The sequence below is a fragment of the Marinobacter guineae genome (assembly GCF_002744735.1).
Lineage (GTDB): Bacteria > Pseudomonadota > Gammaproteobacteria > Pseudomonadales > Oleiphilaceae > Marinobacter > Marinobacter guineae.
The window spans coordinates 1646900-1669017 of the sequence record NZ_KZ319339.1; the positions used below are offsets into that span (position 1 = coordinate 1646900).

At 57.8% G+C, this 22118-nt stretch carries 14 protein-coding genes; 3 read left to right on the forward strand and 11 right to left on the reverse strand.

Annotated features, from left to right (window positions below):
* Positions 1–17 precede the first annotated feature (17 nt).
* Both CLH62_RS07735 and CLH62_RS07740 read right to left on the reverse strand, forming a co-directional pair.
* On the reverse strand, positions 18–3044 hold the full coding sequence (locus CLH62_RS07735) for an efflux RND transporter permease subunit (RefSeq protein ID WP_099617508.1): 3027 nt from the start codon (positions 3042–3044) through the stop codon (positions 18–20).
* A complete protein-coding gene (locus CLH62_RS07740; protein WP_099617509.1) occupies positions 3044–4123 on the reverse strand; it encodes an efflux RND transporter periplasmic adaptor subunit in 1080 nt (359 codons plus the stop codon). Before CLH62_RS07740 ends, CLH62_RS07735 begins: the two co-directional genes overlap by 1 nt.
* Before the next feature lie 166 nt (positions 4124–4289).
* Here CLH62_RS07740 and CLH62_RS07745 point away from each other — a divergent pair, with 166 nt between their 5' ends.
* Positions 4290–4925 carry a TetR/AcrR family transcriptional regulator gene (locus CLH62_RS07745; protein ID WP_099617510.1) on the forward strand — a complete coding sequence of 212 codons (636 nt, stop codon included), beginning with the start codon at positions 4290–4292 and terminating at the stop codon, positions 4923–4925.
* Positions 4926–4947: 22 nt separating this feature from the next.
* Here the strand turns inward: CLH62_RS07745 and astB are convergent, their stop codons facing one another.
* The 6 genes from astB to CLH62_RS07775 all read right to left on the reverse strand — a co-directional run bounded on the left by astB (position 4948) and on the right by CLH62_RS07775 (position 12752).
* Positions 4948–6288 carry an N-succinylarginine dihydrolase gene (astB, locus tag CLH62_RS07750; protein ID WP_099617511.1) on the reverse strand — a complete coding sequence of 447 codons (1341 nt, stop codon included), beginning with the start codon at positions 6286–6288 and terminating at the stop codon, positions 4948–4950.
* A 14-nt stretch (positions 6289–6302) separates the two neighbouring features.
* Positions 6303–7778 carry a succinylglutamate-semialdehyde dehydrogenase gene (gene astD / locus CLH62_RS07755; protein WP_099617512.1) on the reverse strand — a complete coding sequence of 492 codons (1476 nt, stop codon included), beginning with the start codon at positions 7776–7778 and terminating at the stop codon, positions 6303–6305.
* Positions 7766–8866: an arginine N-succinyltransferase gene (gene astA, locus CLH62_RS07760; protein ID WP_099617513.1), complete on the reverse strand. Its 1101-nt coding sequence runs from the start codon at positions 8864–8866 to the stop codon at positions 7766–7768. The genes astD and astA overlap by 13 nt, the downstream gene beginning before the upstream one ends.
* Before the next feature lie 64 nt (positions 8867–8930).
* Positions 8931–9950: an arginine N-succinyltransferase gene (locus tag CLH62_RS07765; protein WP_099617514.1), complete on the reverse strand. Its 1020-nt coding sequence runs from the start codon at positions 9948–9950 to the stop codon at positions 8931–8933.
* A 9-nt stretch (positions 9951–9959) separates the two neighbouring features.
* Positions 9960–11174, reverse strand: a complete 1215-nt coding sequence (locus CLH62_RS07770; RefSeq protein ID WP_099617515.1) for an aspartate aminotransferase family protein — start codon at positions 11172–11174, stop codon at positions 9960–9962.
* A gap of 99 nt (positions 11175–11273) precedes the next feature.
* Entirely contained in the window at positions 11274–12752 is a 1479-nt protein-coding gene (locus CLH62_RS07775) for an exonuclease domain-containing protein (RefSeq protein ID WP_099617516.1), read from the reverse strand.
* Between the two features lie 162 nt (positions 12753–12914).
* Here CLH62_RS07775 and CLH62_RS07780 point away from each other — a divergent pair, with 162 nt between their 5' ends.
* Complete coding sequence (locus tag CLH62_RS07780) at positions 12915–14042, forward strand: DcaP family trimeric outer membrane transporter (protein WP_099617517.1); 1128 nt, start codon at positions 12915–12917, stop codon at positions 14040–14042.
* A 78-nt stretch (positions 14043–14120) separates the two neighbouring features.
* Here CLH62_RS07780 and CLH62_RS07785 read toward each other — a convergent pair whose 3' ends face one another.
* The 3 genes from CLH62_RS07785 to aceE form a co-directional block, all read right to left on the reverse strand.
* Positions 14121–15386 carry an NADH:flavin oxidoreductase/NADH oxidase family protein gene (locus CLH62_RS07785; RefSeq protein WP_099617518.1) on the reverse strand — a complete coding sequence of 422 codons (1266 nt, stop codon included), beginning with the start codon at positions 15384–15386 and terminating at the stop codon, positions 14121–14123.
* Positions 15387–15650: 264 nt separating this feature from the next.
* On the reverse strand, positions 15651–17324 hold the full coding sequence (aceF, locus tag CLH62_RS07790) for a dihydrolipoyllysine-residue acetyltransferase (protein WP_099617519.1): 1674 nt from the start codon (positions 17322–17324) through the stop codon (positions 15651–15653).
* A 10-nt stretch (positions 17325–17334) separates the two neighbouring features.
* Positions 17335–19998, reverse strand: coding sequence for a pyruvate dehydrogenase (acetyl-transferring), homodimeric type (gene aceE, locus CLH62_RS07795; RefSeq protein ID WP_099617520.1), 2664 nt, complete (start codon positions 19996–19998; stop codon positions 17335–17337).
* Positions 19999–20660: 662 nt separating this feature from the next.
* On the opposite strand from aceE, the gene CLH62_RS07800 reads away from it, so the two are divergent.
* On the forward strand, positions 20661–22025 hold the full coding sequence (locus CLH62_RS07800; RefSeq protein WP_099617521.1) for a KamA family radical SAM protein: 1365 nt from the start codon (positions 20661–20663) through the stop codon (positions 22023–22025).
* Positions 22026–22118: the final 93 nt, after the last annotated feature.

A 22118-nucleotide genomic window follows, 5' to 3' on the forward strand; every position in this document is an offset into this window, starting at 1 on the left:
TCTGACCCATTTTGACTTCACGCCGGGGCGTTTTCAGGTTCCGGAACGCTGACCCTGATCAGCTGGGTGCAGACTGCCGGTATCACCAGCAAGGTCAGCATCGTGGAAGCCAGCAGGCCTGAGATAATGGCCCAGGCCATCGGCGGCCACAGCGTGGAACTGGAGAACGCCAGAGGCAGCAGGCCGGCCACGGTGGTTGCCGTCGTCAACAGGATCGGCCGGGTACGCTGCTCAACCGCAATGCGCACGGCCTCCCGGATTTGCTTTCCTTTATCAAGCTCCCTGTCCATCACATCCAGCAGTACGATGGCGTTGTTCACCACGATACCCACCAGGGCAATCACGCCCAGCAGGGACTGGAAGCCGAAAGGCGAACCGGACAACACCAGCCCCGGAAAGATGCCGACGGTAGCCAGCGGTACAGTCAGTAATATGATCCCTACCCGGCGGAACGAATTGAACTGCAGCAGCAGGAAAAACAGCAGTAGCAGCATGCCGATGGGTGCGGCTGTCAAAAGGGCGTTGTTGGCCTCGCCGGAGCCTTCGGCATCGCCGCCCATTTCCATGCGGGTGCCCGGCGGCAGGGGCGTTTTTTCAAGTGTGGCATAAAGTCCTTCGAGGGCCTGGCTGAAGCTGTAACCGGCTTCCAGGTTGGCGGTTACTGTGTTCATTCGCACGCCATCCCGCAGGTAACGGACCGCCGGCTCCCAGGTGGTTTCCACGCTGGCAACTGCCACCAGGGGCACGGCATCGCCACGGTTGTTGTAGATATTGACGGACAGCAGACGCGACAGGGAAAGCGAGGTGCCTTCACGGGATCTGAGTACCAGAGGTATCGGGTCATCTTCCTGCCTGTACTGCTCGGCAACGATGCCGAAACTCTGACCATACAGGCTGCGAGCCACATCGGCCCGGGTCAGTCCGTATCGGGCCGCGGTGGCATCGTCGACATTGATCGCAATGCTCGGCACTCCGATGTCCAGATCATGCCGGACATCAACAGTTCCCTCGACTCGCCGCAAAATGCTGAATATCTGTTCCACAGCCCGGATCCGGGTGCCTTCGCTGGCATGATAGACGCGAACAACCACCGGCGCAGCCCGGGGTGGCCCCTGCCCGAGAATACCCACGGTTACATCCAGCCCGGGCATCTGTTCGTTCACATGGGCGCGAATCCAGCGAATCATCTCCGTGGTGTCTTCCAGGGTGGGCGTGGTCACCACCAGCCGGGCCCGGTTAGGAGCCTGTGGCGCCCGCTGGAGATTGTAATAGAAAGCTGGCCCGGTGTAGCCCACGAACCGGTGCACTTCCAGGGCATCGGGCCGGGTGCGAATGGCCTGCTCAAGGTTCGCCGTTGCTTCGGCCGTGCGGGACTGATCAGTGCCCTCCGGCAGATAGACTTCAACAATGACTCGAGGCCGGTCAGCATTCGGGAAAAACTGCTGGGCCATAAACGGTGTCATGGCCAGGCTGATCCCGACCAGAATAGCGCCGGCAGCGATAAGACGGCCGGGATACCGGGACACCAGGCCACCCAGGAACCGGGCCAGGCCGATCAGTCGATCCTCTCCGCCATTACGTCTGGGCTTCAGGAACTTCGCTGCCAACAGGGGAACCGCGGAGATGGCCAGCAGGTAGCTGACCGACAGGGTCAGCATGATCATCACCGGCACGCCCCGGGTAAAATCGGCCGCGCCCCCCTTGGACAGCAACAGGGGCGCAAACGCCGCCAGGGTGGTCCCGGTGGAGGCCCCCAGTGGCCCGGCCAGTTCACTCACCGCGGTACGCAGGGCATCAAGGCGGCGCATTCCTTCATCCAGGTGGCCCTGGATGTTTTCCACAATCACAATGGCGTTGTCGATCAGGATGCCGAGGGATATCACCATACCGATCACGGCAATCTGATGCAGAACCCCGCCGCCGAGGTCATAGAGCCCGACACTGATCAACGCGACCATGGGCAGGATGGAAGCGACCAGCAGCCCCATGCGGATACCCATGCCGGTGAACACCACCGCAACGATGATCAGTACGGAGAGCACCAGACTCCAGGCCAGGTCATCCAAGCGCTCTTCCACCTTGTCTGGCTGAAAAAACATTTCCCGGATATCATAAGGCTCGAAATCCCCGCGAATCCGCTCCAATCGTTCCCGCACCCGCTCTCCGAACCGGATCGCGTCTGTGGTGCCCTCTTCCATGATGATGGAAACCAGCACCACCCGCTCGCCGTCATACCAGGTTTCCGGCTGCCGGGGCTCCGCCGGTCCTCGCCAGACCTGCGCCGCGGCCGCAAGTGGTACTTGCGAACCATCGGGCAACTCAATGGGCGTGGCACGGATGGCATCGATATCGGCAAATTCGCTGTTGGGAAGCACCGACAACCGCCGACCATTCACCACCACGAAGCCGCCGGGAATGGTCTGGTTGCGCATAGCCAGGGTATCCATCACCCGGGCCGGGGAAATCCCCAGCCGAAACAGGGCGGCATCATCCAGCGCCAGGGTTATCTGCTCGTCGGCATCGCCTTCCAGCTCAATTCGGGACACCCCGGGAATATCCGACAGGTTCTGCTTCAGCCGTTCGGCCACGCCCGACAGTTCGGTAACCGAGGGGGAGCCGCTCACGGCCATGACAATAGCGGGAATATCGATCAGGCGGTCATCGAGCACCATCCTGCCCACATCGTCAGGAAAATCCTGCCTTGCCCTCTCCATGGCCTGGCGCACACGGTCCCAGGCGGGGTCCGTGTCGTAGATCGCGTCGTTCAATCGCAGCCGGACAATGGCGACGCCAGTTCGAGCCGTTGCCTGGGAGAAATCCACCTCCTCCACCTGCCGGAGTTCGTCCACCAGGGGCTGCAACACAAGCCGCTCCACGGCATCGGCACTGGCGCCCGGATAATTAATGCTGATCAGCCCTGCGCGGTAGGGAAACGATGGGTCTTCCTGGCGTGGCATGGTGCTGTAGGCCGCGATGCCCAGAAGGCAGAGCATGGTAACGACCATGCCAAGCAGTCGCTGGCAGTTCAGAAGCCGGCGGGTCATCAGCGTACCCCCACAGCATCACCGTCTGCCAGACGGGTCATGCCGGCATAAACCACCTGGTCACCGGGCGCCAGGTCGCCGGATTTGACCACAACCCGTTCACCTACAATCCGATCCACGTCCATGGAAACCCGGCGGGCAACATTCCCACGCACCCGAAAAACGCTGGTGCCATCGGCATTCCTGATCACAGAAAGCAGCGGAACGGTGAGTGCCGATTCGTTTACCGGCGTAATGCCCACCTCTACCGCTTCCCCCGGTTCCAGGGTGTTGACCGGCAGGCTGACCAGTACCGGGTGCAACTCTCCGCGAATGGCGCCTGCCTGGGCAATCTCTACCACGGAACCGGATTGTGGAGGCAGGCTCCGGTCCTGCACCGACCAGACGAGCAGGGTCTGCTCCAGTTGCACGTGGTCCAGCAGAAAAGCGGGCATTCGCACTTCCACTTCCCGGCCTTCCGGCGAAGACAGGCGCATTACCGGCTGGCCTGCGGCCACAAATTCGTCCTGTTCCACCAGCAGTGCTTCCACACGCCCGGAAAAAGGCGCCCGCAAGGTACTTTCTTCGAGCATTTGCGTGGCCTCGGCCAGGGAGGCCCGGGCGGTGGCGACACTGGCGTTCAGGGAATCGCGCCGGGCGGCAAGCTGTTCCAGGGTCTGTTCGGAAACCACGCCACGTTCATGCAGCTGGCTGGAACGTTCCCACTCACGCTTCGCCTGTTCGTAGCGGGTTGTCAGCTCCTCCAGTCGGGCTTTGGCGGAATCCCGCGCTGGTTCCAGGGCAGGGTTGTAAACCCGGGCCAGAACCTCACCAGCCTGCACCTTCCGGCCCAACTCCACCGCCCTCTCCTTCAGGGTGCCGCTGACCTGAAAGGTCAGAGTTGCACGCTGGGTGGCGCGGACAATACCGGAAAACCTGAGGGGCATATCCCGGCTTTCACCACCGGTAACTTCCGACACTCGCACGGACACGGCCTGGTGCTCAGGCTCCGATGACATGTCACTGACTTTGCAGCCAGAGAGGAGTAGTGACAAGAACGCGAGGAAAACAGTGGCAACGGGCATACGAAGTGGCGTCATGATTCATCCTTTCATCCATGCTTATGTTGTTGGCGGGGGCCAGTCCATGGGGATTCCCGATGGCTTTTGTGGACATAATGTCATTTTTTGACATTATGTCAATAATCGGGTTTGATCCAGTTTCAGGTATCATGTATTAGCCGTTGCAACCTAACCGGAAGATTGAATGAGCGAACCTCTGAAAACCCGCCGGGAGCGGGAAAAACAGGCCCGTTACGACACTATTCTGGACGCCGCCGAACTGGTGTTTTCAGAAAAGGGTTACGACCGCACCTCCATGGATGACATTGCCCGCACTGCCAGTCTTAGCCGGGCTCTGCTGTATGTGTATTTCAAGGATAAGGCGGCGATACAGCGGGGCATCATGCTCAGAGCCGGCCACAGCCTGTTCCGGCGGTTTGAGGAGGCGCGGCAAACCGCAGACACCGGCCTGGCCCAGATCCGGGCTATGGGAGAATCCTACTACCGCTTCTATCTGGATGAACCGGATTACTTCTCTGCGCTCACCAAGGCATCCACAGCCATGGCCGAGGCCGACGAAAACCAGGCCACGGAAATGCTGTGCTCCAAGTCAGACCTGATGGAGCTGATGGTGGGGGCGATTGAACAGGGGCTTCAGGACGGCACTATGAACCGGGAGCGGATTGCCGATCCGGTACAAACTGCCCTGTATCTGCGAGGCGCGCTCCATGGCGTGATTCTGTTGTGCCAGTCAGAGATGGGCGAAGGCAACACGGAGTTTCCGGCCCAGCAACTGATCCGGCACACCATGGACATGCTGACTTCATCGATTTCAGCCTAGGGCTCCCGGCGGGACAACAGCACTAAAGCTGGAAATCGTAGATTGAGCCCAGCCCCAGAATACCGGTGAGTTCGTCCAGGGCTTTGCGGACTTCCGCCAGTAGCATGGGATCTGCCAGATCATCCTGGCTCAGCTCATCCCGATAATGGGCCTCCACCCAGGTGGTCAGGCGCTCGTAGAGTGCATCGGTGAGAATCACGCCCCGGTGCATGGCCTTGAGCTCGTCATCATCCAGAACTACCCGCAACCGCAGGCAAGCCGGGCCACCACCATTGCGCATGGACTGCTTGACGTCGAACACTTCCACCGACGTGATCGGCCCACCGGATTTCACCAGGTCATCCAGATACCGGCTCACCGAAGCCACTTCCCTGCACTCACCAGGCACCGCAAGCAGCATACCGTCAGGCGTGTTCAGTAACTGGCTATTGAACAGGTAAGAGGCCACCGCATCTTCAACAGGCACCTCGGCACTACTGACCCGGACGGCTTCAAGTTCTGCGCTGCTCAGACGCTCACGGATATCCGCCAGCACCCGGTCTTCGTTCAGGAACGCCATCTCGTGATAGAACAGGGTGTTGCCATTGCCCACGGCGATGACATCGTTGTGGAAAACGCCGGCATCGATTGCATCCGGGTTTTGCTGGGCAAACACCACATGCTGATCCTGCAGGCCATGCAGTCTTGCAATCGCCTCCGAGGCCTCCAAAGTCTGCCGTGCCGGGTATTTTTTCGGGGCCGGTGCCTGCTCGTTAAAGGCAATCTGGCCGTAGACAAACAGCTCCACGCCGGGCTCCCCATAACCGGCACACAACCGGGTGTGGTTGGCAGCGCCCTCATCACCAAAATGACTGACCGAGGGCAGTGCCGGGTGATGGGCAAAATAGCTCTCATCGGCAAAGATCGCTTTCAGGGAACGGCCGGTTACCTTGTGCTCAATGGAGCGATGAAACTTGGCGCTCAGGTTGGCCGGGGTGAAATGCACCCGGTGGTCTGTGGTATCGGCACTGGGCGAAACCGTGGCGGCATTGGCTGTCCACATGGACGATGCGGAGGACACCGCCGCCAGGATGGACGGGCTGGCTTTCGCAGCCTGCTCCAGTACCCGGGCATCCGGGTCCTCAAAGCCCAGAGCCCGGAGCGTTGGAATGTGCGGACGCTCATGGGGCGGCAGAATACCCTGCACATAGCCCCGGTCCGCCAGCCGCTTCATCTTCGCCAGCCCCTGCAAGGCGGCCTCTTTCGGGTTGGACGCCGAGCGCACATTGGACTTGGACGCCACGTTCCCCCAGGACAGCCCGGCGTAATTGTGGGTGGGGCCAACCAGGCCATCGAAGTTTGCTTCTACCGCGTGTTTCGCCATGGCAGTCGGTTCCGTTAATCGAAGTTCAGGCCAGGGGCAAGGGTATCTGGCAGCTCACTCTTGCCGGCTTCAAGTGACGCCATGGGCCAGGCGCAGTAATCGGCGGCGTAATAAGCGCTGGGGCGATGGTTGCCGCTGGCACCAACACCGCCGAAAGGCGCTGCACTGCTGGCGCCCGTGAGCGGCCGGTTCCAGTTCACGATACCTGCCCGCACCTCTTCCACCAGCCGGTCATAGAGCTTCCTGTCATCACTCAGAATGCCCGCCGAGAGCCCGTACCGGGTATCGTTCGCCAGCTCCAGGGCGTCATCAAAGCTCTTATAGCGGTGGACCGTGAGCAGAGGCCCGAAGAATTCCTCATCGGTCAGTTCAAGCCCTGTCACATCGACAATACCCGGCGACAGCAGGCCGGTATCCGGTTTGAGGGATTTCATCTCGAGCAGGGATTTACCACCCTTCTCCAGCATGCTGGCCTGAGCCGCCAGGAGTTTGTCCGCCGCTTCGGCTGAGATCACCGACCCCATGAACGGCTGGGGGTCGGCATCGAACTCACCCACCTTGATCCGGGATGCGACCTGCACCAGCCGATCCAGGAACGCATCACCCTTTTTGCCCTTGGGAACCAGCAGCCGCCGGGCGCAGGTGCAGCGCTGCCCGGCCGAGAGAAACGCCGACTGCAGGGCATGGTGAACAGCGCCGTCCAGATCGTGAACATCCTGGACAATCAGCGGGTTGTTGCCACCCATTTCCAGGGCCAGTATCTTCTCAGGCTGCCCGCCGAACTGTTTGTGCAGCAGGTGGCCAACGGTTGAGCTGCCGGTAAAGAACAGGCCATCGATCATCGGATGGCTGGCCAGCGACTTCCCGGTATCCGCTCCGCCCTGCACCAGGTTAATCACGCCATCGGGTATTCCTGCCTTCTCCCATAGCTTCACGATCACCTCGGCAACCCCGGGGGTCAGCTCGCTGGGTTTGAACACCACGGTATTACCTGCCAGCACTGCAGGTACAATGTGGCCGTTGGGCAAATGCCCCGGGAAATTATAGGGGCCGAATACAGCCACCACGCCATGGGGGCGGTGGCGCAGCACCGCGTGACCGCCGGCAACGTCCGATTCGGAGTGGCCGGTACGGTCGTTATAGGCTTTCACGGAAATGCCGATCTTGCCGATCATGGCTGCCACTTCCGTACGGGATTCCCATAAGGGCTTACCCGTTTCCAGGCCGATCTGATGGGCCAGGTCTTCCTTGTTAGCCTCAAGCAGTTCGCCGAACGCCTCGACAACCGCCTGGCGCTCGGCAAAACTTTTCCGCTGCCACTTCAGGAAGGCGTTACGCGCCTCACGAACTGCCGCATCAACGTCTTCCAGGTTAGCGCTCTCACCATCCCAGACGGTTTCGCCGGTAACGGGCTGGACAGATTCGAAGGGGATACCGTGGCCCTGAAGCCATAATCCGTCGATAAACAGTTCGCCTGTCAGCTTTGCCATTTCGATGCACCTCCCGGTACTGAACTTCTGTATATATGTTTGGTCAGCATCCCCGACTCTTTCAAGGGGGCCAGACGAACGGGATCACCAGACTCAACCTGCAGGGCGTCGGCAACTTCTGGCGGCAAACTGACCGTATCCGGGCCAATGCAATGCATTGGCAGGGTCGTTACCCGGAAATCCCGGAACGAGCGGTTCGACACCATGACACGCTCATCAGCTGGAACGTCCAGATTCACCGATTTACGGATGACCATGGCATGCCGGTTGATGCTCTCTCTAATGGTGCGGATATTGTGGACAAAGGCCTCTACCACCGGGCCGCCATCAAAGATGTCCACCAGACCGTTGAAATTGAACCCCTCCGCCTGAAGCATCCTGAGTGCCGGTGCCGTGTTGCCATGCACCCGGCTGATCACTGCCCGGGCCGAGTCCGGCAGCATGGGCAGATAGATCGGGTATTTGGGCATCAGCTCGGCAATAAACGACTTGTTACCAAGCCCGGAAAGCATGTCCGCCTCACTGAATTCCATGTCGAAGAACTTGGCGCCAAGAGCATCCCATAACGGGCTGCGCCCCTGGCCATCGGAAACTCCGCGCATTTCCGCAAAGACCTTTTCCGAAAAGTGCTTGTGAAAATCGTCCAGATACATGAACCGGCAACGGGACAGAAGCAGCCCGTTACCCCCACCCTTGTACTCGTCAGAAAGCAACAGCGAGCAGATCTCGCTGGTGTCGGTCATGTCGTTGGACAGATGCAGCGTCGGGGTGCGCACGTGCACTCCGAGCTCCTTTGAGGCGTTCACCGCAACACTCAGCCGGTAGTTGTAAAACACCTCATCCAGACCAACCCGAGCCTGGATACCACTGATTCCAACGGCCTTCTTACGCTGGGTATCCTCAAGGGCAAACAGGTAAAGGCCAGCCTCCGGCGCACAGCGCTGGTTGAAGGTTTCCCGGGCGTGGCTGATCTTCTTCTCCAAAAGCTCACGGTCCGCAGGCAGTGTGGTAAGCCCCTTGCCGGCGTTCTGCGCCATGGTGTAAAGATCGTCCAGATCATTTTCCTGCAGCGGGCGGATTACCAGCATGGTGTCGCCTCTCTGTTTTCCCGGTTTGACTGAATACCTGCCCGGCTCCCTGTTCGAATCACGGTCATAACGGCGCAATCCTTACCCGGTCACCCGCGGTCTTGTTCAGCACCTTCCAGGTGTTGACCGGCACCTTGAGCGTGTCTTCCAGAGTTTCCGAAACCGGTGTCAGGGTGCATCGGAACTGGTCCCGCTCCCCTGCCGCAATCAGGCAGGTTTCCCCGAGGTCACGGTTGGCGGCGTGCAGGGATTTCGGGTGGCTGGTCACCAGGGTTCTGAGGCTGTCAGTACGGGCTTCCAGTACCGGCCCGGCGTCAAAAATATCCAGGTAACAACCTGGCTGGAATCCCTCCCGCTGGAGCAACTCGAAATTGGGCACGGTCATGGGGTGCGGCTGCCCCAGCGCTTCCTGGGCTGCCTCACTCAACAGGGTGACGTAGATCGGGTTGGGCGGCATCAGTTCGGCGATGAAGGTTTTACTCAACTGGCCGGAATACTGGTCCGCCGTTTCAAAATCCATATCGAAGAAATGCCGACCCAGGCTGTCCCAGAACGGCACGCTGCCGCTGTCCAGTTGCACACCCTGGATTTCCACAGTCACGCGCTGGGTAAACCATTCCCGGTGATCGGCGATGAACAGAATCCGGGCTCTCGACAGCAGCTCGAACGCATCGCTTTCCCGGAGTTCGGGCCGGATGGAGAACGAACACAGCAAGGTGTTATCGGTGAGTGAATGGGAGGGATACAACACCTCTACCCGCCTTGATACGCCCAGCTCATGGGAAGCGTGGATCAGGGCATCGCGCCTATAGTTATAGAAAGGCTGGCCATTGCCGGCACGGGCATCGATACCGGCAGTGCCGACGATCTCACCCGTTCCGGTGTTTTCCAGCACAAAAAGGAACCTCGGCGGGTCATCCTCTGTACTGATTTTTCCAGCGAAAGACGCCAGCGAATGCTCTATCTTGTATGCGAGGGCATCGCTTTGCTTGGGCAGGGTGGAGGAAAGGCGGGCACTCTGGGTGCCCGCGATGGCAAGAATCTGGTCCAGATCATCCGGCTGCGCCGGACGTACCAGCCACATAGGAACTCCTTAGGCCGTCAGCTTTTTAACCGCCGCTTCGAAACGCTCGAGGGCTTCATCGATATCCGGCTCGGGAATGATCAGGGAAGGCGCCAGACGAATCACATTAGCGCCAGCAATCAGAACCATCACGCCCTCATCGAGGCCGGCATTGAGGAAATCCTTGGCCTTGCCCTGCCATTGCTCGGTGAGCACACAGCCAAGCAATAAGCCGGCTCCGCGAACTTCGCTGAACACGCCATAGCGCTCACCAATATCCATCATGCCCTTGCGGAGCTTGTCGGAGCGCGACTTCACACCCTTGAGAATCTCCGGCTGGCTGACGGTATCCACCACCTTCTGGCCAACGGCGCAGGCCAGGGCGTTACCACCATAGGTGCTGCCGTGGGTTCCGACTACGAGACTGGCTGCAACCTTTGCGGTTGTCAGCATCGCCGCTATCGGGAAACCACCGCCCAGACCCTTGGCACTGGAGAGAATATCCGGCACCACATTGTACATCTGGTACGCGTAGAGATGGCCGGTTCTTCCAACGCCGGACTGCACCTCGTCGAACACCAGCAGGGCGTCATTGTCGTCACACAGCTGGCGCAGACCTTCAAGGAACGCCTGATCGCCCGGCATAACACCGCCCTCACCCTGAATAGGCTCTACCACCACGGCGCAGGTCTTGCCTTTTGAAATCAGCTTTTTCACCGATTCCAGATCGTTGAAATCAGCGTGGTGAATACCACCCGGAGCCGGCTCAAAACCTTCCAGATATTTGGACTGGCCACCGACACTGACGGTAAACAAGGTGCGCCCGTGGAAGGAATTCCTGAATGAAATGATTTCATTCTTTTCGGGGCCGTAATGCTCCCATGCATACCGCCGTGCCAGCTTGAACGCCGCTTCATTGGCCTCGGCACCGGAGTTGGCAAAGAACACCCGCTCGGCAAAGGTAAGATCACACAGGGTTTTCGCCAGACGCAACGCCGGCTCATTGGTCATCACGTTGGACAGATGCCAGATTTTCTCGGCCTGATCGTGCAACGCTCCTACAAGTCCCGGATGGCAGTGCCCGAGACAGGTCACCGCAATACCACCCTGGAGATCAATAAACTCGCGGCCTTCCTGATCCCAGATCCGGGAGCCCTCGCCTCGCACCGGGATTATCGAACCGGGGGCGTAGTTGGGCACCATGACTTCATCGAACAGTTCGCGGCTGACGGGTTCTTTATTCATAGATCTCTCTCGGGAAAGCGGCTAAACATTTAAAAATAGTAGAGTTACCGAACCGGGCAAGTACGTAGGTATGCGGACTCTAACACCATAATACGCCACTCAGGGCATAAGAACATCCGGTTCCCCGATTGCCGGCAGTTCGATGAAGCTCGGCCGCATCTCTCTGTCCTTATTACCTTTGCCGCCCTTGCCCCGGTCCATCAATGCGCTGATCAGCAGCTTGTAGGAGTCCAGATCAAAGGTGACTGCCTGGCCCCGCAGAGAGAGGTCGTGCAGTTCATCCTCATGGTGAAGGGTGGCCACATGCATCCAATTGTAGACCACCAGAATGTCTGTCCGGCCCGACCGGGCATTCTGCTCGACAATGCCCACCGGTCCCTTCCAGGGCCAGGTTTTCAGGCGCAGGCCATGGAACGCTATCTGCACCCGCAGATTGTACCGTTCAACATTCTCCCACCCCTCACAGGCGCCCATGCAGCGCCCCAGTGCGCACTGAAAACACGCGCCCTCATGCTCCGGCTCAAGACCCAGCAGCTTGTTACACAATTCATTCTTCGCCGTGATGCCACTCAGCGCCCTTTCCGCATCGCGCTTGCTTCGGAACAACCCGAAGTAATCGCCAAGCCGATGCGGCTCAATTTCACGGACCAGCCGCGCCTGCAAATAGCCGGCATCATTTTTGGACAAATCGATGCTGACCAGGTTCTTGGCGGCACGGGAGCGCCGGTTGAACATTGGCTTCAGGGTTTTGATCTGCTTCAGCTCCAGCAGCAGCGCCCCCAGCTCGCCGGCGGTCTCTGTCCAGTCGACCCGTCGAAGGCTCTCGGAGATTCGCACGCCACGGGCAGAGTTGTGGTCCCCGGAAAAATGGGAGGCCACCCGCTGGGCGATATTGGTGCTTTTGCCCACGTACAGAAGCACATCGTTCTCGCCGTAGAACCGATAGACACCCGGCCCCCGGGGCAGTTCCTGCAGCGTATCCGGCGGCAGATGGGAAGGAATACTCGGGCTTTGCAGCAGTTCCCGAACCGCACTCTCGAACCGCTCATCCCCTCTCTCTGCCCGGGCGTGCTCAAAAAACGCCAGCATCGCGGAGACATCCCCCATGGCCCGGTGCCGCTGAACCTGGGCGAGGCCGTGGCGGGCAATCAGCGCATCCATATTGTGCCGGCGAAACTCCGGGTACAGACGCCGGGAAAGCTTGACCGTACACAGCACCTTCCCCGAGAAAAGCCGACCCAGACGACGGAACTCCGCCTTGATAAAGCCGTAATCGAAACGGGCATTGTGGGCGACAAACACCGTGCCCTTGAGCTGCGCCTCCAGATCATCCGCAATTTCTTCAAACCGCGGTGCCGCAGAGACCATCTCATTGGAAATACCGGTCAAGTGCTCGATAAACGGCGAAATACGGGTTTCCGGATTCAGCAGCGTCTGCCACTCACCCACAACCTCACCCGCCCGCCAGAACCGGATACCAATCTCGGTAACCCGGTCCCAGGATGCATTGCCACCGGTAGTTTCAATATCGAGAAACGCGAAGGTGGCTGTGTTTAGAACTGTACTTTTGGACGTCATGGAACAAGTTTACACCCCGTTGGCAACCGCAGATGTCTGTATATGAACGAAAAGCCGCCATAGACATTCGTCTAACTTATGCACGAAATTATTTGAATTGTCACAGATTCGTAACTACCTTGTCCTTGGGTCCAACAACAAAAATGTGTGGAGACAACAACGATGCAAAGCAACAAACTGAGATTGGCAATTCGTGCGACGGCAGCAACAGTAGTAATGGGGGTTGCCTCTCAAGCAAGCGCACTTACTCTGAGCGTAGGCGACGACACCGAAGCTAGCCTGTATGGCTACGCTCGTCTGAACATGAGTTATGACCTCGACGCTGACAGAGCAGCTTCTACTCGTGCAGGTAAATTCAGTGGTGGCGATGAGGATATAACAGGCCACTTCGGCGCAGACGTCCAGCAAAGCCGTATAGGCGTAAAAGTCAAGCACGCCTCGGGCGTGGCTATCAACGTCGAGGGTGACTTCCGCGGCTCCGGCAACAGCGCCGGAAGTCTTCGCATGCGTCATGCTTATGGCACGTACATGGGCTTTCTGGCTGGTCGCACTTGGTCCAACTCAATAAGCTTCGTAAGCAACACCCCGACTCTGGATTTCGACGGCATCGCAGGTAGCTTCGGCAGCTGGGATCGTACCGAGCAGCTTCGTTACACCACTGGCCCGATGTCCTTCTCTATCGAGGATCCGAGCGCGCAAGCAACTCTTGGCGGTTCACCTCGCACTTCGGCGCCAGCGCTAACGGCCCGTTTTGAGCAGTCTGCAGACGCACTCTCCTTTGCTGCATCAGCAGTTGTCAACCAAGTCACATCCGATGACGGCACCACCGATGACAGCGCCATGGGCTACGCGGTAGCCGGTGGAGCCAAGCTTAAACTGAGCGATATGTTTTCTGTTCAGGGTACGCTTAACTACACCGATGGCGCTACCGGCTATTTGTGGCGTTCAGGCAGCAACTACTACGGCCCAAGCGCGTACATGGATGGCACCAGCATTGAAACCATCTCGGCTTACGGCGGTAACGTCGGTGTCAGCATGGCACTTGGTGGCGGCCGCAGCATCAACGTGGCTTATGGCATGACTTCTATGGACCTGGACGATGCAGTGGCTGCTGGTGCAGCTGCTAACTCAGATCCGGAAACCAACCAGAACGTCTTCGTCAACTATATGTGGACACCGGTTAAAAACGTCATGATGGGCGTTGAATACGGTTACTTCGATCAGGAGTCCGTTGCAGGTGATTCTGTAGACGCTAACCGTCTGATGTTCGCAGCACAGTACAACTTCTAATCCTTCCTTTTAGAAGTTAACTCGGAAAGGCCCCGGCATCTGCCGGGGCTTTTTCGTTTCACCCAGGCAAAAAGCGCCCTACTCCCCAGCGCGAAAACGAGTTCTCACACCACGGCTCGCCATTACACCAAGTACCTCCAGCAGAGATAACATTCCACGATCATGCGTGCGGGGTTTCTTGCCCCTCCCCATTCGAGCCAACTGGCGCGTGTACCAGCTCACTTCCATCAACGCCATGTTGTCGATCATGCGAACTCCGGTCTTGATTGGCCTGACGGCACTGACAAAGAATTCGCCCGCCAGAATCCGATTAGGCAGATCCGGCTCAACCGCCAGCGGCCTCGCCAACCCCACCAGATCAGTTGCACCAGACTCAACCGCGCTTGCCATGCCCTCCCCTATACGGAAACCACCTGTGACCATCAGAGGCACGGCTACGCGCTCACGAACCTTCTCCGCAAACTCCAGAAAATAGGCCTCCCGCGCCAGAGTGCTCTGCTTGATCTCACTCTTCACTTTACCCTTCTCGGCCCCCTTCGCCATGGCCGGGTTCTCGTAGTTGCCACCAGAAATTTCCACCAGATCAATTCCCTCGGCACTCAGCACATCAATAACCGCCAGCGACTCTTCTTCCGTAAAACCGCCCCGCTGGAAATCTGCAGAGTTCAACTTGATCCCCACACAAAAATCCGGCTTCGTTGCACCGCGGATCGCCCGGTAAACCTCCAACACAAACCGCATACGCTTCTCAGCCGACCCACCCCATTCATCAGTTCGCTGATTGTGATGCGGCGACAGAAACTGACTCACCAGATAACCATGGGCACCATGAATCTGCACCCCATCAAACCCGGCCTTCTCGGCAATCGCAGCACTTCGGGCAAACCGCTGCACAATGTCCTCGATCTCCTGCCCCGTCAGCGCTCGTGGCGTGGCAAACATTCCTCGCAGCTCCTTCCTGAACGGAATCGCACTCGGCGACACCGGATCCTTGTTCAGCATCTTCGGGCTCTGCTTGCCGGGATGGTTCAACTGCATCCAGATCTGACTACCTCCCGCCTTACCCGCCTCGGCCCAGGCTTTCAGAAGCTCGATATCCCGATCATCATCCAGCACCACATTCTGCGGCTCACCAATATGGCACTTGTCCACCATCACGTTCCCGGTAATCGACAACCCGACACCACCCTCGGCCCAGGTACGATAAAGCGTGACCAGATCTTTCGTAACCCGGTTATCAATCGTGCCCAGAGTTTCGCTCATGGCGGACTTGGCAAAACGGTTTGGGATTACCGATCCGTTCCGGAGCTCTAACGGCTTGGAAAGAATGTCAGCGGGATTCATGGCAGGCCTCTCTGATTGTTTTTGCATCAGAGAGATAGTGAACAGCGAAAAGCGCAAGACCATTGGCCGACCTGACGCAGCCAGAATGATGCGAGTACCGAGGAGCCAGAACGACAAAGGCCGGCGCGACTTTTCAGAACTGTAGAGGGCCATGGATGGCCCGGAACAAGCGCACAGGGATGTGCTTGTAGCGTGTTCTGAAAAGTCGTGCCGGCCTTTGTCGCACCACCCAACTAGCAGGCCGGGTGGACAACTCACCTCATATCAAAGCAACAGGGACCGAATATCCCCAAGAAGCTGACTCAGCAGCGTTGTGAAGCGCGCCGCATCTGCCCCGTTCACCGCCCGGTGATCGTAGGACAGCGACAACGGCAGCATCAACCGGGGCTGGAACTCCTTGCCATCCCAAACCGGCTTCATGGCCGCCTTGGAAACCCCCAGAATCGCCACCTCCGGCGTATTCACAATCGGCGTAAACGCCGTGCCCCCGATACCACCCAAGCTGGTGATGGTAAAACAGGCACCCTGCATCTCTGCCGGCTTTAATTGCTTGTCCCGGGCCTTCTGGGCCAGCTCGGCGCTTTCCGCCGCCAGCTCCCACAAGCCCTTCTGGTCCACATCCCGGATCACCGGCACCATCAGCCCGTTGGGCGTATCCACCGCAATCCCGATGTGAATGTACTTCTTGCGGACAACCTCCTTGCGCTCCATATCCAACGACACATTGAACTGAGGCAGCTCCGCCAGCGCCGTGGCACAGGCCTTCAGCAGGAACGGCAGTGGCGTCATCTTCACGCCCTTCTTTTCGCCGGCTGCTTTCTGGGCCTTGCGGAAATCCTCCATATCGGTGATATCCGCATCCTCGAACTGGGTCACATGAGGCACGTTCAGCCAGCTGCGCTGCATGTTGTTCGCGGTTGCGAACATCATCCGCGACATGGCCTCGCGCTTGACCTCACCAAACTGGCTGAAGTCCGGCAGCTTGACGCCAGGGATACCAGAGCCGGTAGCAACGCCACCGCCTTGCTGGGCCTGCTTCAGCTGGCTCTTCACGTAAGCCTGGACGTCGTCTTTGATAATCCGGTTTTTCGGGCCTGTGCCCTTGATCCGGGCCAGATCCGCACCCAGTTCCCGGGCCAGTTTACGCACGGCAGGGCCAGCGTGAACCTTGGCACCCGGTGTGGGCGGCTCATAGGTTGCGCCCTGAGGCTCCGGCGCTGGCTCAGCCTGCTTCGGCTTATCTTCGGATTTCGGCTCAGTCTTCTCTTTCTCTTCCTTGCCGGAATCCTCAGAGGTCCCTTCCTCCTCACCACCGTCTTCCTGAACGGTCATTTCCAGCAGCTTATGGCCTTCCGAAAGCTTGTCGCCTTCGGACACCAGGATCTTGCCCACCTTGCCCGCATAGGGCGAGGGAATTTCCATGGTAGCCTTGTCGGATTCCACCGTTACCAGCGGATCGTCGGCCTCGATGGTGTCACCCTCGGAGACGTTGATCTCGATGACCGGTACATTGTCAAAGCCATCCAGCGCCGGAACCGTGACGGTTTCCTTACGGGAGCCACCGGAAGCCTTCTTGGGGGCCGGCTTGCTCTCTTCTGACTTTTCTTCCTGCTTGCCCTCGTCCTTTTCTTCGGATGTCTCTTTGGATTTCTCGTCAGACGTTTCCTCAGGCTCTTCACTGCCGGAATCGTCGGAGCCACCGCTGGGCTCCATCATCCCGACGACATCGCCTTCCTTAACCTTGTCACCCACCTTTACGGTGATTTTAGTGATCTTGCCGGCACCGGGTGACGGCAACTCAACAGAGGCTTTGTCTGACTCAACGGTCAGAATCGGATCTTCTTCCTCAACCGAATCCCCTTCGCTGACGGTGATTTCGATAATCTCGACCTCATCCGCGCCGCCGAGGTCCGGAACCTTGATTTCCTGTTCACTCATGGCGGTCTCCTTAGCTCAGCACCGGGTTCGTTTTGTTGCGATCGATTCCGTATTTGCGCATGGCTTCGAGAACCACATCGTTCTTCACCTCACCGTCCTGGGCCAGGGCAGACAGCGCGCTTACCGTCACATAGTAACGATCCACTTCAAAGAAGCTGCGCAGCTTTTCCCGGGTATCACTGCGGCCGAAGCCATCAGTACCGAGAGTCAGGTAGGTTTTGGGGATGAACGCCCGGAGCTGCTCGGAGTGCAGCTTGATGTAATCGGTTGAAGACACTACCGGCCCGTCATGCTTCTCCAGGCACTGGGTAACGTAGGCCTTCTTGGGCTTGTCATCCGGGTGCAGACGGTTCCAGCGCTCCACGTGCTGGCCTTCACGGGCGAGCTCGTTGAAGCTGGTTACGCTCCAGACATCAGAGGCCACGCCCCAGTCGTCTTTCAGCATCTGGGCTGCCGCACGCACCTCGTTCAGGATAGCGCCGGCACCAAGCAGCTGGACCCGGGGTGTTTTCTTATTACCCTTGGTTTCAACAGACTCGAACCGATACATACCCTTGATGATGCCGTCTTCAGAGTCCTTGGGCATCGCCGGCTGCTCGTAGTTTTCATTCTCGATTGTCAGGTAGTAGAAGACATTCTTGTTGTCCTCGAACATCTCTTTCATACCGTGACGAAGCACCACGGCCATTTCATAGCCGTAGGCCGGATCATAGGCCTTGCAGTTCGGAATGGTGTTGGCGAGAACATGGCTGTGCCCGTCCTGGTGCTGCAGGCCTTCACCGTTAAGAGTGGTCCGCCCGGCAGTGCCACCGATCAGGAAACCACGGGCCTGAATGTCACCGGATGCCCATGCCAGATCGCCCACCCGCTGGAAGCCGAACATGGAATAGAAGATATAGAATGGAATCAGCGGGAAGTTATTGGTGCTGTAGGAGGTTGCAGCCGCCATCCAGGCCGCCATGGAGCCAGCTTCGTTGATACCTTCCTCAAGAATCTGGCCCTTTTTGTCTTCCCGGTAGTACATGATCTGGTCCCGGTCTTCCGGAACGTACTTCTGCCCCTCGGCCGTGTAAATACCCAGCTGACGGAACATGCCCTCCATACCAAAGGTACGGGCTTCGTCCGGCACGATCGGTACCACGCGCTTTCCAATACGTTTGTCTTTGGTCAGAGCCGTCAGTATCCGGACAAAGGCCATGGTGGTTGAAATTTTCCGCTCACCGGAACCTTCCAACACCGCCTTGAAAATGTCCAGCTCGGGAACCTTCAATGGCTGACAGTCCTTGCGCCGTTTTGGATAGAAACCACCCAACTCCTGACGGCGTTTTTTCATGTAGACGATTTCCGGGCTATCCGGCGCCGGCCGGTAATAGGGAACGTCTTTGAGTTCTTCGTCCTTCAGCGGCACCGCAAACCGGTCCCGGAACGACTTCAGCTGCTCGATGTCCAGTTTCTTCAGAGAGTGCGCTGTGTTCTGCGCCTCACCAGCCTCACCAAACCCGTAGCCCTTGATGGTATGAGCCAGAATAACGGTCGGGCGCCCGCCGTTGTTGTGGATGGCGTGATGATAGGCCGCGTAAATCTTGTAGGGGTCATGGCCTCCGCGGTTGAGCTTGTTAATCTCCTCATCAGAGAGGCCCTCAACCAGCTTCGCTGTTTCGGGGTATTTGCCGAAGAAATGCTTGCGGGTATAGGCAGGACCGTTGCTCTTGTAGTTCTGCAACTCGCCATCACAGACTTCGTCCATGACATGCTGCATTTTGCCGTCCTTGTCATTCTCGAACAGGGGATCCCAGTGACGACCCCAAACCACTTTCAGCACGTTCCAGCCGGCACCCCGGAAGACGCCTTCAAGTTCCTGGATGATTTTACCGTTGCCACGAACAGGTCCGTCCAGGCGCTGGAGGTTGCAGTTCACCACGAAGATGAGGTTGCTGAGGTTTTCCCGACCGGCCATTGAAATGGAACCCAGGGTTTCCGGCTCATCAGTTTCACCGTCACCGACAAAACACCAGACTTTTCGGTCGCCCATCTCGATGAGTTCACGGCTGTCCAGGTACTTCATGACGTGAGCCTGGTAGATGGCCTGGATAGGGCCAAGACCCATGGAAACCGTCGGGAACTGCCAGTAATCCGGCATCAGCCAGGGGTGCGGATAAGAGGACAGGCCCGTGCCATCCACTTCCTCCCGGTATTTGTCCAGATCCTTCTCTTCGAAACGGCCTTCAAGGAAGGAGCGGGCATAGATGCCCGGCGAAGAATGGCCCTGGAAATAAATCAGATCCGATTCGCGTTTTTCATCGCCGCCATGGAAAAAGTAATTGAAGCCCACGTCATACAGCGTGGCTGCGGATGAGAACGAAGAAACGTGTCCACCCAGATCTCCGGGCCGTTGGTTGGCGCGCATGACCATGGCCATGGCATTCCAACGGATCAGGGAACGGATTCGGCGCTCCATAAACAAATCGCCAGGCATGGGTGCCTGCTGGGAAACAGGAATACTGTTTCGAAACGGCGTGGTTATGGAGTAAGGCAGCTGGGTGCCATCGCGGCTGGCTCGCTCGGAGAGCCTTTCAAGTATGTATTTGGCCCGGTCTACGCCTTCGTTCTCGATCAGAGATTCCAGCGCGTCCAGCCATTCACTGGTTTCAATGGGATCATCGTCCTGGTACATCAAACCCTCCCCTTGGCATCAAAAAGTGCAGCGCGGCCACGATCAGCAGCCTGGCGCGTTGCGGTGTCGGTAAGCTGCGATGAAATGCAGTATGTTGTTATGGGTATTGTCAGCCTGACAGGTGTACCGGCTTGCAGTACACAGAACCTGTATAAAGCATAGATCAGCTTTCACACTTTTCCTGCCTGATCGCCCCGATTCACGGGCTTTTGGCCTCGGATTGACCGGCACTCTGATTAAAGTGCACGGATCTGCCCACCCGATTACGTAGTATTTTTACTACATTTTGACTGTCAAGTTCAATTCAAGCCGCATTTAAATCCGTTTCAGACCGGATCCTTGCGGTTACTTACGGAAGAATGACCGTTTTCGGACCATCAGACAACCAGACTGCGACCAATGTCGTAGCATTCTTATCAAACGACATTTTCATTACCACGCTAAAAGATCAGACTTACTGATTTACCCGCAATTTCGTAGATTTTCACGTTTATTACTGAATTTTCAGTCAATTATTCTGAAATAGACGCCTGATTTCTCGATACTTTTTGATTAGACCTGAAAATAAATTCCTGTTTATGTATACTGCCTGACCGTTTTTTAACCACCCGAAAAAGTGGTCGGACCACTTTTATGACATGGCACTAATCAGAGGGCGATCTATGAACTCCATCGTCACCTTTCCGAACCGGATTCCCACTGCGGAGTTCGAGGAACGGCGTTTCAAGGTCTACACAGACCGCCAGCTCGACAAGATCGAAGTCATTCAGAATCTCCCTGAAGAGACCCTGTTTGAAATGAAGGTGGTAGCAAGCGTGCTGCCTTTCCGGGTCAACGAATATGTGATCAACGAACTGATCAACTGGGACAAGGTACCGAACGACCCGATCTATCAACTTGTCTTCCCTCAAAAAGGCATGTTGAAAGACGAGCATTACGAGCGTATGGCAAAAATGCACCGGGAAGGTGCCGACAAGAAAGAGATCCAGGCCGTTGCCAAGGAAATTCGGGATGAACTGAACCCGCATCCGGCTGGACAGATGGAAATGAACATGCCGGAACTGGACGGCGAGGTGTTGGACGGCGTTCAGCACAAGTACCGGGAAACGGTTCTGTTCTTCCCGGCTCAGGGTCAGACCTGTCACTCCTATTGCACCTTCTGCTTCCGCTGGGCGCAGTTTGTCGGTGACAAGGACCTGAAGATGTCCAGCACCGAAGCCGAGAAACTGCACGGCTATCTGCGGGAGCACACCGAGGTAACCGACCTGCTGGTGACAGGCGGCGACCCCATGGTGATGAAAACCAAGAACCTGGTGCAGTATCTGGAACCGCTGCTGCAGCCGGAGTTTGACCACATCCAGACCATCCGGATCGGCACCAAGGCCCTTACCTTCTGGCCGTACCGTTTTGTGACCGACAAGGATGCGGATGAACTCATCGACCTGTTCGCCCGCCTGGTGGAGGCTGGCAAGCATGTGGCCATCATGGCCCACTACAACCATTGGCAGGAAATCACCACCGAGATTGCCGAGGAGGCCATCCGGCGTATCCGCGCCACGGGTGCCGAAATCCGCGCCCAGGGCCCATTGATCAAGCACGTGAACGACAATGCCGATGCCTGGGCCAGGCTGTGGAAGAAGGAAGTGCAGCTCGGCATTATCCCCTACTACATGTTCGTAGAGCGCGACACCGGCGCCAAGAACTACTTCGAGGTACCACTTGCCGAGGCGTTCCAGATCTATCGGGAAGCCATGAAGAAGGTCAGCGGCCTGGCACGCACAGCCCGCGGTCCCTCCATGAGCGCCGGCCCCGGCAAGGTGGAAATCCAGGGTATTACCGAAATCCACGGCGAAAAGGTCTTCGTCCTGCGCTTCCTGCAGGGCCGCAACCCGGACTGGGTTCAGCGCCCGTTCTTTGCCAAATACAGCGAAACTGCCACCTGGCTGCATGAACTGGAGCCGGCTTTCGGAGAAGATAAGTTCTTTTTCGAGGATGAATTCGAGCAGATGAAAATGGGCAACGGCTGATTAGGCACTGGTTACCCCATTCTATTGGGCGAAAACGGGGGTGGGATGAAATTCTTCATCCCACCCCCGTTTTCAACAGTGACGGACAGTTCG